The 15,726-nt window shown below is 50.2% G+C and carries 13 protein-coding genes; 9 read left to right on the forward strand and 4 right to left on the reverse strand.

Annotation, left to right across the window (positions count from 1 at the left end; genetic code table 11):
- Nucleotides 1-211: 211 nt before the first annotated feature.
- Both ampG and R9X49_RS01440 read right to left on the reverse strand, forming a co-directional pair.
- On the reverse strand, nt 212-1,699 hold the full coding sequence (gene ampG, locus R9X49_RS01435) for a muropeptide MFS transporter AmpG (RefSeq protein WP_319846931.1): 1,488 nt from the start codon (nt 1,697-1,699) through the stop codon (nt 212-214).
- 59 nt (nt 1,700-1,758) lie between these two features.
- Nucleotides 1,759-2,337 (reverse strand): lipoprotein, encoded by a 579-nt coding sequence (locus tag R9X49_RS01440; protein WP_225087222.1) that lies wholly within the window; start codon nt 2,335-2,337, stop codon nt 1,759-1,761.
- A gap of 336 nt (nt 2,338-2,673) precedes the next feature.
- On the opposite strand from R9X49_RS01440, the gene bolA reads away from it, so the two are divergent.
- From bolA to R9X49_RS01485, 9 genes are all read left to right on the forward strand, one after another.
- Entirely contained in the window at nt 2,674-2,988 is a 315-nt protein-coding gene (bolA, locus tag R9X49_RS01445) for a transcriptional regulator BolA (RefSeq protein ID WP_319846932.1), read from the forward strand.
- Between the two features lie 315 nt (nt 2,989-3,303).
- Complete coding sequence (gene tig / locus R9X49_RS01450) at nt 3,304-4,608, forward strand: trigger factor (RefSeq protein ID WP_015839346.1); 1,305 nt, start codon at nt 3,304-3,306, stop codon at nt 4,606-4,608.
- A gap of 505 nt (nt 4,609-5,113) precedes the next feature.
- Nucleotides 5,114-5,737: an ATP-dependent Clp endopeptidase proteolytic subunit ClpP gene (clpP, locus tag R9X49_RS01455; RefSeq protein WP_010282141.1), complete on the forward strand. Its 624-nt coding sequence runs from the start codon at nt 5,114-5,116 to the stop codon at nt 5,735-5,737.
- A gap of 164 nt (nt 5,738-5,901) precedes the next feature.
- Nucleotides 5,902-7,176 (forward strand): ATP-dependent protease ATP-binding subunit ClpX, encoded by a 1,275-nt coding sequence (clpX, locus tag R9X49_RS01460; RefSeq protein ID WP_015839347.1) that lies wholly within the window; start codon nt 5,902-5,904, stop codon nt 7,174-7,176.
- A gap of 192 nt (nt 7,177-7,368) precedes the next feature.
- The gene (gene lon, locus R9X49_RS01465; RefSeq protein WP_319846933.1) at nt 7,369-9,750 is read left to right on the forward strand and encodes an endopeptidase La; all 2,382 of its coding nucleotides are present in this window, start codon (nt 7,369-7,371) and stop codon (nt 9,748-9,750) included.
- A 197-nt stretch (nt 9,751-9,947) separates the two neighbouring features.
- Nucleotides 9,948-10,220 (forward strand): nucleoid-associated protein HU-beta, encoded by a 273-nt coding sequence (hupB, locus tag R9X49_RS01470; protein ID WP_005976031.1) that lies wholly within the window; start codon nt 9,948-9,950, stop codon nt 10,218-10,220.
- Between the two features lie 356 nt (nt 10,221-10,576).
- Nucleotides 10,577-12,457: a peptidylprolyl isomerase gene (gene ppiD / locus R9X49_RS01475; RefSeq protein ID WP_319846934.1), complete on the forward strand. Its 1,881-nt coding sequence runs from the start codon at nt 10,577-10,579 to the stop codon at nt 12,455-12,457.
- A gap of 138 nt (nt 12,458-12,595) precedes the next feature.
- On the forward strand, nt 12,596-12,961 hold the full coding sequence (locus R9X49_RS01480) for a helix-hairpin-helix domain-containing protein (protein ID WP_319846935.1): 366 nt from the start codon (nt 12,596-12,598) through the stop codon (nt 12,959-12,961).
- A gap of 105 nt (nt 12,962-13,066) precedes the next feature.
- Nucleotides 13,067-13,465 (forward strand): YbgC/FadM family acyl-CoA thioesterase, encoded by a 399-nt coding sequence (locus R9X49_RS01485; protein WP_319846936.1) that lies wholly within the window; start codon nt 13,067-13,069, stop codon nt 13,463-13,465.
- A gap of 77 nt (nt 13,466-13,542) precedes the next feature.
- Here the strand turns inward: R9X49_RS01485 and queC are convergent, their stop codons facing one another.
- Both queC and R9X49_RS01495 read right to left on the reverse strand, forming a co-directional pair.
- Nucleotides 13,543-14,238, reverse strand: a complete 696-nt coding sequence (queC, locus tag R9X49_RS01490) for a 7-cyano-7-deazaguanine synthase QueC (protein ID WP_319846937.1) — start codon at nt 14,236-14,238, stop codon at nt 13,543-13,545.
- Between the two features lie 160 nt (nt 14,239-14,398).
- Nucleotides 14,399-15,475 (reverse strand): PLP-dependent cysteine synthase family protein, encoded by a 1,077-nt coding sequence (locus R9X49_RS01495; protein ID WP_319846938.1) that lies wholly within the window; start codon nt 15,473-15,475, stop codon nt 14,399-14,401.
- Nucleotides 15,476-15,726: the final 251 nt, after the last annotated feature.

The raw sequence follows: 15,726 nt of genomic DNA on the forward strand, positions 1-15,726 counted from the left end.
ATTACAACTTGCCGTAACGCTTATTTTCTATTTCCGATTTAGTGAAAATTTTTGTTCAATCTGCGTTTTTGATGACAAATGAAATTAGTTCTGACGGGTTTTACGAGAAAATAAAATTCCCGCTAGCAAGATAATTATGGGAAAAATAATTAAATAAAGGAAAACTGTAATAGGTTCAGGCAGCATGTGGGCGCTGCCTGAACGAATATCGTCAGTGTGTTGACGGTTTTGAGGCACGTCGGAGCGACAGGTAATCCAACAAACTACCGAAGAAAATGCCCAGCAGAGCGAGTGCACAGCCTACGGCGAGCAGGTATTCTGCCAGTTGGGGCAATGAAGACCACTCCAGCGCATTGCTAATGAGCAGCATGAGCCACAGTGCCAGCAATATCACCCCAGAGCCCAGTACATGTAAGGCCTTTCTGTAATAATTCTGGAAGTGCGTACGCAACTGAAAGGTGTCGGTTTTCTGGGTGAATTCCAGCGTCTCACGACAAATCATCAGGATTGCCAGGCCCGGTAATGCGGCCAAAATCGAGAACAGATAGAACCATGCCCAGCCGTAGGATTCAACAAACCAGCCTGCGATAGGGCCGACGTACACCCGGCCGACGGCTGCAAGGGCGGAAAGCAGGGCGAACTGTGTGGCTGAGAATGATTTATTACACAGCGTCATCAAGAGCGCGACGAATGCTGCTGTCCCCATGCCGCCACAGAGATTTTCCAGAAAAACCGCGCTAGCCATGGTGAACAGGCTTTTGGCGGTAATAGCCAGCAGCCAGTATCCCGCGTTGGACACGGCCTGAAGGATGCCAAACAGCATCAGCGCTCTGAACAACGAGAGCCGCTGCATCAATAATCCACCGTAAATCGCCCCCACGATGGTGGCGAAGAGCCCAAGCGTCTTGTTAACCAGCCCAACATCACCGGCATTGAAACCAACGCCGCGTATCAGGAAGGTAGTCGTCAGACTGATCGCAAAGGCGTCACCGAGCTTGTATAAAACGATAAGCAGAAGAATAAGCCAGGCGTTGTTGCGTTCGAAGAAATCGCGCAGGGGGGCAACAATAGCTTGCTCCATGGTGCGCGGTGCCGGTTGGCTATTTAGCGGTTCCGGTGCTAACAGGGTTGCGAACACGCCGATCAGCATGAGCCCTGCCATGAGCCAATAGGTTGCCTGCCAGCCGAAATAGCGATCCGCCATCCACAGCGCCAGCCCGCCAGAAACCAGCATGGCCAGACGATAGCCTAATACTGAGGTTGCCGCCCCTGTGCCGCGTTCTTCCGGGGGGAGTAAATCCGTTTTATAGGCATCAAAAACAATATCCTGAGAAGCAGAACAGAACGCGACCATCACGGCTAGCGCTGCCAGCCACCAGAGATCGCGTGCCGGATTCATAAATCCCATGCCAATAATGGCAGCAATGAGCAGGAGTTGACTGAGTATCAGCCAGCCCCGACGTCTGCCAAGAAACGGCGGGGTATAGCGATCCATGAGGGGGGACCACAGGAACTTGAATACGTAGGCTTGACCAACCAAAGAGAAAAAACCGATGGTTTTCAGATCGACATTCTCAATGGTCATCCAGGCTTGCAATGTGCCGGATGTCAATGCCAGTGGTAAACCGGAAGCGAAGCCAAGCAACAGCATAAAAAGCGAATTACGTTGGCTGAACAAAGCAATGATGCGACTAAACATGAAAAGTCCTTTCCCTTGCTCCGAAAGCATTCAGGAGCAAGGGAAGCGGCGTGCAGAAATTAACGGGCGTTTTCTTTGATAAAGCTGCTTACGCTGGTGTCTTGTGCCATGTCGTTGATGACATCACCTAACACCGTGTTAACCGCATCGGTAATTTTGTCGTTGCTGGCGGTGAAAGCACCCTGAACGTTATAGGTTGAACGGTAGTTTTTCACCTGCTTGTTGCCGTTTGCCGCCTGAGAAATGATGGAAATATCTGCTTTGGTTGTGATGTTATAGCGCAGGTTCCCTTCGGAGACATCGGCGTACAGGTGATTCACTACGATCTGTAAGGCTACCGGGCCGCCTGTACCGATCATATAACCACGCGCAGTCATTTGTTTCTCCAGCGCTTCTTGCAACAGGAAACGCAGATCGCGGGAAGGTGTCAGCGTAATCAGTTGGCCGTCGCGATTCACTTTTGCCAGAGCCTGATCGGCACGCTGGTCTGCACCATTGATACTAATCGTTACGCCCATCAGCGTCGGATCCTGAGAAGGCAGGCTAATTTTGGGGGTGATGTTCAGCGTGTTGCTTTTTGCTGCACATCCTGCAAGCAGGATTACGGCCAGAAGAGGGAAAAATAATTTTTTTAACATTCGTATTTTCTCAGTAATGATTAGTGTGGTGAGCCGACAAATATTGTTGATATCATATCATCGCCACAGGCAGGAAAAAGAGCCGATAGCAGGTAAATTGTTCTGAAATTCATCTTTTTCGTGCCATTGGCCTGAAAAAACCGTTTTTATCACATCAAGACCGCCGATGATATATCAATGCGTTGCGAATATTTTTCTTCTTTGTCAGGCCGTGTTTACGCATAACAGGTTGAAAAAACGCTAAGGTTATAATGATTCGGGCATCGGTAAGTTGCAGTTGAGTGGCAGCAATGTCGCGTTGATATCACATTTTCCCCAAGCCGAAAGGGTAGTCGTATGATGCGTGAAACGATAGAAGAAAAGCTGCGCGTGGGTTTTGAGCCCGTTCATTTAGAGGTGATCGATGAAAGCTATCGTCACAACGTGCCTGCGGGAGCGGAAAGCCATTTTAAAGTTGTGCTGGTCAGCGATAAATTCACGGGGGAACGCGTGATTGTGCGACACCGGGCGGTTTATGCCGTACTGGCTGAGGAACTGGCTGGTTCGGTGCATGCGTTAGCGTTACATACCTATTCGACAAAAGAGTGGGTCAGTTTGCAAAACGCGGTACCTTCTTCTCCACCTTGTGGTGGCGCTGGCATCCTTTCTTAGTCATTAATATGGCCCGTTCCTGACATATCGGGGCGGGTTACTGACCAAAAGTGTGAATCTGTTGCTGTAATAGTCCACCCTCCGTCCTCGACTCATCCTCTCTATACCGCTATAATGCCGCGTCTATTTTTCCTGAATGTATTCGGGACGCTTCTGACTACAGGGAACGGGGTTGGCAATTTCCCGGTTCTGCGAGGTTTATTTAAGCCTGTGCGCCTTGGTGCCAGTGCTGAATCAGCCTTGCTGTCGTGAGATTTTTCGTCGCGAGAATAGTTTTGGGGTTGACCGATCACTGTGATTTTTTGAGGTAACAAGATGCAAGTTTCAGTTGAAACCACTCAAGGTCTGGGACGTCGCGTAACGATTACCGTTGCTGCTGACATCATTGAGAGTGCGGTGAAGAGCGAGCTGGTCAACGCGGCCAAAAAAGTACGTATTGACGGTTTTCGTAAAGGCAAAGTGCCGATGAATGTTGTTGCTCAGCGTTATGGTGCCTCTGTGCGTCAGGACGTACTGGGTGACCTGATGCAGCGCAACTTTGTTGACGCTATCATCAAAGAAAAAATTAATCCGGTTGGCGCGCCTAACTACATCCCTGGCGAATACGCTGTAGGCGGCGACTTCACTTACTCTGTTGAGTTTGAAGTGTACCCGGAAGTTGAACTGAAAGGTCTGGATGCGATCGAAGTTGAAAAACCGGTTGTTGAAGTGACTGACGCTGACGTTGATACCATGCTGGAAACGCTGCGTAAGCAACAGGCGACCTGGAAAGAAACTGACCGCGCTGCGGCAGCGGAAGATCGTGTCACTATCGATTTCACTGGCTCTATCGACGGTGAAGTCTTCGAAGGCGGTAAAGCCTCCGATTTCGTTCTGGCAATGGGCCAGAATCGCATGATCCCAGGTTTTGAAGATGGCGTCGTTGGGCACAAAGCGGGTGAAGAATTCACTATCGATGTGAACTTCCCTGAAGACTACCACGCTGAAAACCTGAAAGGAAAAGCGGCTCAGTTCGCTATCGTCCTGAAGAAAGTTGAAGAGCGTGAACTGCCTGAACTGACTGAAGAATTCATCAAGCGTTTCGGCGTGGCTGATGGTTCTCAGGAAGGTCTGCGTGCTGAAGTCCGTAAAAATATGGAACGTGAGCTGAAAGGCGCGGTGCGTAACCGTGTGAAAACTCAGGTTCTGGACGGACTGATCAACGCAAACGAAATCGACGTGCCAGCGGCACTGATCGATGGCGAAATCGATGTTCTGCGTCGTCAGGCTGCACAGCGTTTTGGCGGTAACGAGAAGCAAGCGCAGGAATTACCGCGTGAGCTGTTCGAAGAGCAGGCTAAACGTCGCGTTGTTATCGGTCTGTTGCTGGGCGAAGTCATCAGCAGCAATGAACTGAAAGCTGACGAAGCACGCGTTAACGCACTGATCGAAGAGATGGCTTCTGCTTACGAAGATCCGCAGGAAGTTATCGAGTTCTACGGCAAAAATAAAGAGCTGCTGAACAACATGCGTAACGTCGCGCTGGAAGAGCAAGCGGTAGAAACTGTGCTTGCTAAAGCGAAAGTCGTTGAGAAATCAGTGAGCTTCAACGAGCTGATGAATCAAACCGCTACAGCATAAACCACGTTTATCGCGTAGCAGGGAACTTTCCCTATCAAAAGCCCGTGCCTTATGGCGCGGGCTTTTTGCTTATGGGCTAGTGCGATCATGATGCTGATAGTTACCGTTCGATCGTGCTTTATCTCGGTGTTTACCTCACAACGCCTGTTGTATCGACGAGGAATGGCTGCCTGAAATTGCACTATCATTAAATCAGGCAAAGAATTTATGAGGTCAGGCAAGGAGTTAAACCACAGGTTTGCCGTGCCGATAACGTGTTAATAATAAAATAATTGGCTCTTTAATAGAGAGCGATTGATAGTGTAAGCTTGAAATTCAATGCGCGTGCCCCCACTCACTGAAGAGGAAAAGTAGGCACAGCAGGTAAGGATTCTCGGCCGTATAGGTTGTTCAGCCGTGGAGGGATAGGGTTCCGTAGTCATCCCCCCCTATCTCTAGTAGAATTGAATGCAATGCTTGAACAACGCAACAAGAGTGCCGGACGCATTTTATCTAGGAGACGTGAATGTCATACAGTGGCGAACAAGAAAGACAAGCACCTCATATGGCGTTAGTGCCGATGGTGGTTGAACAGACCTCGCGTGGGGAACGTTCTTACGATATCTATTCCCGTCTGCTAAAAGAACGGATAATCTTCCTGACTGGTCAGGTTGAAGATCACATGGCAAATCTGGTTGTGGCACAGATGCTGTTTCTGGAAGCCGAAAACCCAGAAAAAGACATTTATCTCTACATTAACTCTCCAGGTGGCGTCATTACTGCCGGTATGTCCATTTACGACACCATGCAGTTTATCAAGCCGGATGTCAGCACGATCTGTATGGGACAGGCTTGCTCAATGGGGGCGTTCCTGTTGACTGCGGGTGCCAAAGGCAAACGTATTTGTCTGCCTAACTCGCGCGTGATGATTCACCAGCCGTTGGGTGGTTTCCAGGGGCAGGCGACGGATATTGAGATCCATGCCAAAGAAATACTGAAAGTGAAAGCCAAGATGAATGAGCTGATGGCGAAACATACGGGCCAGCCTCTTGAAGCGATAGAGAGAGACACCGAGCGCGATCGTTTCCTCTCTGCCAGTGAGGCAGTAGACTACGGCTTGGTAGACTCCGTATTCACTAACCGCGGGTAGTCATTCACCGCTGGTAGCGGTCTGGTGTAGCTAACAATCAGTGTTCGACCGATAGTCTGTTGTGCGAGGTTATTTTACGCGTATTGGCTATAAGTATCGGCGTTCGTTGTAGCGGTATCGCTGTGGTTGGCCTGCGGGCAAAAGACGAAAAAGAGGTTTAACTCATGACAGATAAGCGCAAAGACGGTTCAGGAAAGTTACTGTACTGCTCTTTTTGCGGCAAGAGCCAGCATGAAGTGCGTAAGCTGATTGCCGGGCCGTCGGTGTATATCTGCGATGAATGTGTTGATTTGTGTAACGACATTATTCGCGAAGAAATTAAGGAAGTGGCGCCCCATCGTGAGCGCAGCGCGTTGCCGACGCCACACGAAATCCGCCGCCACCTTGACGATTACGTCATCGGTCAAGAGCAGGCCAAGAAGGTATTGGCCGTTGCGGTATATAACCACTATAAACGCTTGCGTAATGGTGACAGCAGCAACGGGATCGAACTGGGTAAAAGTAACATCCTGCTGATCGGCCCTACCGGGAGCGGTAAAACGCTGCTGGCTGAAACGTTGGCGCGCTTCCTGGATGTGCCATTTACCATGGCGGATGCCACCACGCTGACCGAAGCGGGCTACGTCGGTGAAGACGTGGAAAACATCATTCAGAAGCTGTTGCAGAAGTGTGATTACGATGTGCAGAAAGCGCAGCGTGGCATTGTCTATATCGATGAAATCGACAAGATTTCTCGTAAGTCAGACAACCCGTCGATCACTCGCGATGTTTCAGGCGAAGGTGTACAGCAGGCGCTGCTGAAGCTTATCGAAGGGACGATTGCTGCGGTTCCGCCACAGGGCGGTCGTAAGCATCCGCAGCAGGAATTCTTGCAGGTTGATACGTCTAAGATCCTCTTTATCTGCGGCGGTGCGTTCGCGGGGCTGGACAAAGTGATCGAGCAGCGTACCGATACCGGTCGCGGCATCGGCTTTAATGCAACGGTTAAAGGTTCGGCGGACAAAGCAACAGAAGGCGAGCTGTTAAGCAATGTTGAACCGGGTGACTTGATTAAATTCGGTTTGATTCCTGAGTTTATCGGTCGTCTGCCAGTGGTTGCTACGCTGAGAGAACTGAGCGAAGAAGCACTGATTCAGATTCTGCGTGAGCCAAAGAATGCGCTGACCAAACAGTATCAGGCGCTGTTCAATCTGGAAGGCGTTGAACTGGAATTCCGCGATGAAGCGCTGACGGCGATTGCCAAGAAAGCGATGGCGCGTAAAACCGGTGCGCGTGGCCTGCGTTCTATCGTTGAAGCCGCTCTGCTGGATACCATGTATGACCTGCCATCGCTGGAAAGCGTGGACAAAGTCGTTATTGACGAATCCGTTATTGCAGGTCAATCCGAGCCATTGCTGATCTATGGCAAGCATGAAACTCAGCAGGCTTCCGGCGAATAAGTAATCAATTAAGCCGTGTCACAAAATAAAAATGGGGGATTTTATCCCCCATTTGTTTTTTACACGCATGCTGGTCGTTGAATGTGAGATATTTATCCCCATATACTCAAATACCTATTTGATGAAACCCGTGAAAACCGCGTTTCACGAGATTCCCATAACCTGGCGGAAACGAAACTAAGAGAGAGCTCTATGAACCCTGAGCGTTCCGAACGCATAGAAATCCCCGTATTGCCATTGCGCGATGTGGTGGTTTATCCGCACATGGTCATTCCGTTGTTTGTTGGTCGGGAGAAATCGATTCGGTGCCTTGAAGCCGCAATGGATCATGACAAAAAGATCATGCTGGTGGCACAGAAAGAAGCTTCAACGGATGAGCCAAGTATTAACGATCTTTTCTCGGTAGGGACGGTAGCCTCAATTCTTCAAATGCTGAAACTGCCTGACGGCACGGTAAAAGTGCTGGTCGAGGGGTTGCAGCGTGCCCGTATTACGACGCTTTCTGACGGCGGCGAGCATTTCGCTGCAAAAGCCGAATATCTAGACTCTCCGGCGATTGATGAGCGCGAGCAGGAAGTGCTCATGCGCACGGCAATCAATCAGTTTGAGGGATACATCAAGCTGAACAAGAAGATTCCGCCGGAAGTGCTGACGTCTCTGAACAGTATTGATGATGCCGCGCGCTTAGCCGACACCATTGCTGCACACATGCCGCTGAAATTGGCTGATAAACAGTCCGTACTTGAAATGTTCGACATCACCGAGCGTTTGGAGTACCTGATGGCGATGATGGAATCCGAAATCGACCTGCTGCAGGTAGAAAAACGGATCCGTGGCCGCGTTAAGAAGCAAATGGAAAAAAGCCAGCGTGAGTACTATCTGAATGAGCAAATGAAAGCCATTCAGAAAGAGCTGGGTGAGATGGACGATGCGCCGGATGAACACGAAGCGTTAAAGCGTAAGATTGAAGCGGCAAAAATGCCGAAAGACGCACGTGAAAAAGCCGAAGCTGAACTACAAAAGCTGAAGATGATGTCGCCGATGTCGGCGGAAGCGACGGTGGTACGCAGCTATATCGACTGGATGGTGCAGGTACCGTGGAATGCGCGCAGCAAAGTGAAGAAAGACTTGCTGAAAGCGCAAGAAATGCTGGATACCGACCATTATGGTCTGGATCGTGTGAAAGAACGTATCCTCGAATACCTCGCAGTACAGAGCCGTGTCAGCAAGATCAGAGGGCCGATTCTGTGTCTGGTTGGGCCTCCTGGCGTTGGGAAAACCTCGCTGGGTCAGTCCATCGCCAAAGCGACCGGACGCCAATATGTGCGTATGGCGCTGGGTGGCGTGCGTGACGAAGCGGAAATCCGCGGTCACCGCCGTACCTATATTGGTTCAATGCCGGGCAAACTGATCCAGAAAATGGCGAAAGTCGGTGTGAAAAACCCGCTGTTCCTGCTGGATGAGATCGACAAGATGTCTTCCGACATGCGTGGCGATCCGGCTTCTGCCTTGCTGGAAGTACTCGATCCTGAGCAGAACGTGGCGTTTAACGATCACTATCTGGAAGTCGACTACGATCTGTCTGATGTGATGTTTGTGGCGACGTCTAACTCCATGAACATCCCGGCACCGTTGCTTGACCGTATGGAAGTCATTCGTCTTTCCGGCTATACCGAAGATGAAAAACTGAACATCGCTAAGCAGCACCTGCTGCCGAAACAGATCGAACGTAACGCGCTGAAAAATGGTGAACTGTCGGTAGAGGACAGCGCGATTGTTGGCATCATCCGTTATTACACGCGCGAAGCTGGCGTGCGTAGTCTGGAGCGTGAAATCTCTAAACTGTGCCGTAAAGCAGTAAAAACGCTGTTGATGGATAAATCCACTAAGCATATTCAGATTTCGGGCGATAACCTTAAGGATTTCCTCGGGGTACAGCGCTTTGACTATGGTCGTGCGGACGATGAAAATCGCGTAGGGCAGGTGACCGGTCTGGCCTGGACGGAAGTCGGTGGCGATCTGCTGACAATTGAAACCGCCTGTGTGCCGGGCAAGGGTAAACTGACCTATACCGGTTCGTTAGGTGAGGTGATGCAAGAGTCGATTCAGGCTGCGCTCACTGTGGTTCGCGCTCGTGCGGAAAAATTGGGCATCAATGCTGATTTTTACGAGAAGCGTGATATCCATGTTCACGTTCCCGAAGGTGCGACGCCGAAAGATGGGCCAAGTGCGGGTATCGCGATGTGTACCGCGCTGGTGTCTTGTTTGACCGGGAATCCGGTGCGTGCCGACGTGGCGATGACGGGTGAGATTACCCTGCGTGGCCTGGTACTGCCGATCGGTGGTCTGAAAGAGAAACTGCTGGCCGCACACCGTGGTGGAATCAAGACGGTATTGATTCCCGATGACAACAAACGCGATCTGGAGGATATCCCACAGAACGTGATTGCGGATCTGGAAATCCATCCGGTGAAACGTATTGAGGAAGTGTTGGCGTTAGCGTTGCAGAATTCGCCTTCTGGCATGCAAGTGGTCTCTGCGCCTAAAGCAAAGACCAAAGCCAAGGCAAAATAGTGACCTGTCGCAAAAACCCTTGAGAAAATCAGGGCTGGTGAGTGAAATCGTGCTTGCCAGCTTTTTTTTGTACCGCTAAGTTAGAGCACTGTTAGTTTTAGCCGTAACTGGCTAAGCATGACAGTATTGATAATAAGTTACGTGTCGCGTCTTGGGACATTGAAGCGCGATAAGAGAATTCCAGAGGGGATGACAGAGTGAACAAGTCACAATTGATCGACAAAATTGCCGCAGATGCTGATATTTCCAAAGCGGCAGCAGGGCGTGTGTTAGATGCAATTATTGGTTCCGTTACCGAATCCCTGAAAGAAGGGGATGATGTTGCTTTGGTTGGTTTTGGTACTTTCTCAGTGCGTGAACGTGCTGCTCGTACCGGCCGTAACCCGCAAACTGGTAAGGAAATCAGTATCCCTGCAGCAAAAGTACCAGGATTCCGTGCTGGTAAGACGCTGAAAGACGCCGTTAACTGATTATTACGTCACAGGTTTGGCTGATAACCACTTTGGGTGCCAAACAATACCTGACGCAATGATATTGGTAGGGTAAGATACGAGGCGCATCATTTTATGATGTGCCTTTTATTTATATAGGACTATACCTACCCGACACACGGCAGAACGTGGCGAAGGCGACGTGAAAACAGCAAACTTTGTTTTTAAACCAAACATCGATATTGCTTTCTAAACATCGCTGCTGGTCGTTCTGGTGGCGGGTTATAAGCTTAAGTGCGCCCTAGCCTTGTATTGGGCTATAGCAATCGCAAGGATGCATGGCTTCGGCCAGCGCAGGGAGTTTTATCCATTCTACAGCGGAGTGTTGTCACATTATGATGGACAATTTACGTACGGCCGCAAATAACGTCGTGCTCAAAATTATTCTTGCTTTGATCATCGCATCATTCGTTCTAACTGGCGTTGGTGATTATCTTATTGGTGGTTCAGGAGATTACGCTGCAAAGGTGAACGGGCAGGAAATTACCCGCGCACAGCTTGAGCAGGCGGTACAGAACGAACGCAGTCGTCAGCAGGAAGCCTTGGGTGAGAATTTCTCTCTTCTGGCGAGCAATGACGGTTACATGCAGCAATTGCGTAGGCAGGCACTCTCCCAACTCATTGATGAAACCTTGCTGGATCAGTATGCCAACAAGCTGGGGCTGAACATCAGTGACGAGCAAATCAAACAGGCGATCTTTGACGTTCCCGCGTTTCAGACAAATAACCGTTTTGATAATGATAAGTATCTGGATCAGGTTCGTCGCCTTGGCGTAACGCCGGATATGTATGCTCAGATGTTGCGTAAGCAACTGACGTCACAACAGCTGATTCGCGGCTTTGGCAATACATCATTCCTGCTGCCGCAGGAGATCGATAATCTGGTGAAACTAGCTGCGCAAGATCGTGTTGTCCGTTTGGCAACTATTGATATTGCGGCGAAAGCAAAAGCCCAGACGGTTGCTGACGATGAAGTTCAGAGCTATTACGATCAGAACAAAGGCAATTTCATCGCGCCGGAAGAATTCAAAGTCAGCTATATCGCGCTGGATGCGGCAAGCATCATGGACGGCGTGAAAGTAGACGATGCTGCCATCAGCGATTTCTACGAGCAGAACAAGAACGATTACTCCCAACCTGAGCGCAAAAAATTCAGCGTCATTCAGGTGAAGAATGAGGCCGATGCAACGTCTGTTCTGGATGCGCTGAAGCAAGGTGGTGATTTCGCTATGCTGGCGAAAGAAAAATCAACGGACATTATCTCGCGCCGCAACGGTGGCGATCTGGGATGGATGGACGAAAACAGCATGATTGATGAGCTGAAGCAGGCAAAACTGACGGAGAAAGGTCAGGTTTCCGGAGCGATTAAATCGTCTGTTGGCTATCTGATTGTGCGTCTGGATGATGTTCAGCCGCAGCAGATCAAACCGCTGAGCGAAGTCCGTGCTGAAATCGCTGAGAAAGTGAAGCATGAGAAAGCGCAGGATGGCTACTATGCGCTGCAGCAAAAAGTCAGCGAAGCGGCCAGCAATGACAACGAATCTCTGGCTTCAGCAGAAGAAGCGGCCGGTGTGAAAGCCACACAGACCGACTGGTTTACGCGTGAGAAGGTTCCTGCCGCGCTGAACTTCCAACCAGTAACGCAGGCTATCTTTAGCGGTGCGCTGCTGGGGGAAAACGGTGCAGCGGGCAACAACTCCGATGTGATTAACGTTGACGGTGACCGCGCTTTCGTTCTGCGTATCACTGAGCACAAGCCTGAAAGTACTCGCCCTCTGGATCAGGTTCGTACCGAGATTGTAGAGACATTGAAACGTCAGAAGGCTGAACAGCAGGCTCGTATCGACGCTGAAAAAATTCTGGCTGAGTTGAAGCAAGGTAAAGACGACGCGCTGAAAGCAGCAGGGTTGAGCTTTAGCGAAGCAAAAACGATGTCTTCTATCTCTCAGGGTGATGCAACGGCTGAAGCCATTTTTGCTATGCCACATCCAGAGAAGGATAAGCCATCTTATGCGATTACTCAGGATCAGGCCGGTAATGTTGTGCTGGTCGCGCTGGATAACGTGACGCCACATCAGCTAAACGATGAGCAGAAAACACAGTTTGCCAGCCAGGTTCAGCAAGGTTCTCTGGGGGCGTTGTTCGATTCCCTGCTGTCCAGCTTGCGTAGTGAAGCGAAAATCAAGATGGGCAACGCGGCGCAGGAACAGCAGTAAGCCCCGCAAAAATTTGCAAATCGTTGCAACAACTAAAGGCCGCTTTCGCGGCCTTTTCCACATTTAAATTCTGCTGTTTGCGGTGTTGATGGGTCTGCGGCAAGGTAGCCGTGCTGTCACACACAAGGAGGAAACAGCATGAAAAAATCAGGAATAAAAGCACTGTGCTTAATCATTGGAATGAGTTTATCTGGGTTGCCATTACTGGTTCAGGCGGCGCCTAAAGCCACCGACGGTACGTCGACGGCAGTAAAGTCTGCGCCAGCAGATCAGAAAGCTGAAAAAGCAACGCTTCCTGATGCTGACGAGGATAAGGTGAGCATCAATGCGGCAAGCGCTGCTGAGTTGGCCGACATCATGAACGGCGTCGGTCTGAAAAAAGCGGAAGCGATAGTTAACTACCGTGAGCAAAATGGCCCTTTTACCCAGATAGATCAATTAACTGAGGTGCCAGGAATTGGAGCGGCGTTGGTTGAGCGTAATCTCTCTCGTTTAAAACTGTGATGTCAGTCGCAGCTCAGTCGAGCATTTCCTCTGGGCTGCGAACCTCTGCTAGGCTAGTTATCAGGTCATACCAGTTGTTGGTTTTGTCACAGGAGTATTACGGCTATGCAGACTTTCATTACCGTTCGTGGCTATCACATTGATGTTTATCAGCACGTTAATAACGCGCGCTATTTGGAGTTTCTGGAAGAGGCGCGTTGGCAATGGTTGGAGACGTTGCCTGCTTTTGGCTGGATGCATAGCAACAACATTGCTTTTGTTGTAGTGAACATCAATATCAACTACCGCAGACCAGCTGTCCTCGGTGATGTGCTGCGTATTGATAGCGAATTACTACAGATAAATACAAAAAGCGGCGTGATCAGCCAGAAGATAACCCGAGTGTCTGATGAAAGCGACGTGACTGATGCCACGCTGACGTTTGTCTGCATCGATTTATTGACGCAAAAAGCACTGCCGCTGGAGGGAGAACTGCTGGAACACCTAAACGAGATTCGCCGTTAATATGACGCAGCAGGCGACTTCCGTACGACGTGGCCTGCTGTCTTTAGCGTTGCGTGATGTCTCTGCGTTGTGACGTATCAGCGTAACCCTGCTTTTTGCTTCAGTGATGCCATGACGGCCGCGGAATCATTTTGGTACTGTGCGAGACCATTCGCGCGTAAATGGCAGGCGGCACATTGGCCACATCCATCACCCTTGATGCCGTTATAGCAGGTTAACGTGTGATAGCGCACCGTATCGAGTTGCTGGTAGTAATCCGCCAGCGCCCAGGTTTCCGCCTTATTGAGCCACATCAGCGGGGTTTCAAAACGGATGTCGCGGGCAATGCCTAATACAATAGCCTGATTTAGCGCCTTAACGAATTCGTCGCGACAATCAGGGTAGCCGGAAAAATCGGTCTCACACACGCCAGTAATGACAGTCTCGGCACCAACCTGATAGGCGTAGATTGAGGCGAGCGTCAGGAAAAGAATATTTCTTCCTGGAACGAAGGTATTGGGGATGCCTTGCGCATTGGCGTCGTAATCAGGAACCGGGATACTGTCGCGCGTCAGGCTGCTGGTGGCGAGTTCATTCAGTAAGCCCACGTCCAGAACCTTATGCGCCGTTGCACCCAACTTCAGGCTGAGTTCCTGGGCGATATCAATTTCCGCACGGTGGCGTTGCCCATAATCGAAGGTGATACAGTGGACGTCATCATAATGTTGCAGAGCCTGAATCAGGCAGGTTGTGGAATCTTGTCCACCGCTAAAAACGACAACAGCACGCTTCATTCTTCATTCACCTTAACGCGACGCTAGCCGCAATACGTCTGTAACGCACTGCGGTGTAAAGTCGCTATGTTATCTGAGAAGCAATCTTATCTGAAAAAACATGTTACCTGAAAAATAGCCCGTCTTCAGCACCGCGGCTGCGTGCTGAAGACGGGCGGTCTTACGCCAGACTGGGTTCAGGTATGAGAGGGGACATCTCTGGGCTGTTCAGCGCATTGAGGTAAGGGCTAATGTCGCCGATATTTTTTTCTACCCAACTGCTGTTGTAGTAGGTATCCAGATAGCGTTCACCGCTGTCGCACAGCAGGGTCACAATCGCCCCTTTTTGACCGCGGCTCATCATTTCTTTGGCTAGTTGTAGCATACCCCAGACGTTGGTGCCGGTAGAGGCCCCCGCCTTGCGGCCTAATACGCTTTCCAGCCAGTACAGTGTCGCGATGCTGGCGGCGTCCGGCACTTTGATCATGCTATCAATGACGTCAGGAATAAAAGAAGGTTCGGCACGCGGACGGCCAATACCTTCTATCCGGCTACCGCACGGGCCCGTTATGGAGCGATCCCGTTTCTGGTAGCAGTCGTAGAAGACCGAGTTTTCAGGATCGACGACGACCAGTTGCGTATCCAGACCCTGATAGCGAATGTAGCGACCTAGCGTGGCTGACGTGCCGCCCGTTCCTGCGCTCATCACGATATAATCTGGGACAGGATACGGTTCACGTGCCATTTGGCGGTAAATGCTGTCGGCAATATTGTTGTTGCCGCGCCAGTCGGTGGCGCGTTCTGCGTAGGTGAACTGATCCATATAATGGCCGTTCATCTCTTGTGCGAGCTGTTCAGATGCCGCATAGATTTGCCCTGCCTGTTCGACAAAATGGCAGCGCCCGCCATAGAACGCGATTTGCTCAACTTTTCTTTTTGCAGTGCAGGAGGGCATGACGGCGATAAACGGCAGGCCAAGCAAGCGGGCAAAATAGGCTTCTGACACGGCAGTGCTACCGGATGACGCTTCGATAATCGGCGTGCCTTCTTTAATCCAACCGTTGCAGAGCCCATAGAGAAACAAGGAACGCGCCAGACGATGTTTCAGGCTGCCGCTGGGGTGTGTGCTTTCATCTTTGAGGTAAAAATAGATACCGGGATAATCCGGCAGGGTTAAACGGATAAGATGCGTATCAGCCGAACGCTGAAAATCTGCTTCGATAGCGCTGATGGCATTTTTAACCCAGGCATTGGTCATGATGAAAACTCGGTTAGACAGTGATGCGAATAGAGTAACGAGTTTTTAGGATAAAAAAATTACCTTTTTATCTCTTAAAAGGTGATTTTAGGGAATGTTTTACTCCTAAATTGTTTTTGTGGGGATGGTTTTGCTATGCGGTCACGCGGTTAGTTGTTACCCCTGGCATCATAGCGACGGCTGGGCCTGTGCAACGACGCCCATTGAGTCTATCGCATGCCGATGGTGCCAATAATGCTATTGCTGTGGCT

The organism is Pectobacterium carotovorum (genome assembly GCF_033898505.1).
In the GTDB taxonomy this organism is placed as follows: domain Bacteria; phylum Pseudomonadota; class Gammaproteobacteria; order Enterobacterales; family Enterobacteriaceae; genus Pectobacterium; species Pectobacterium carotovorum_J.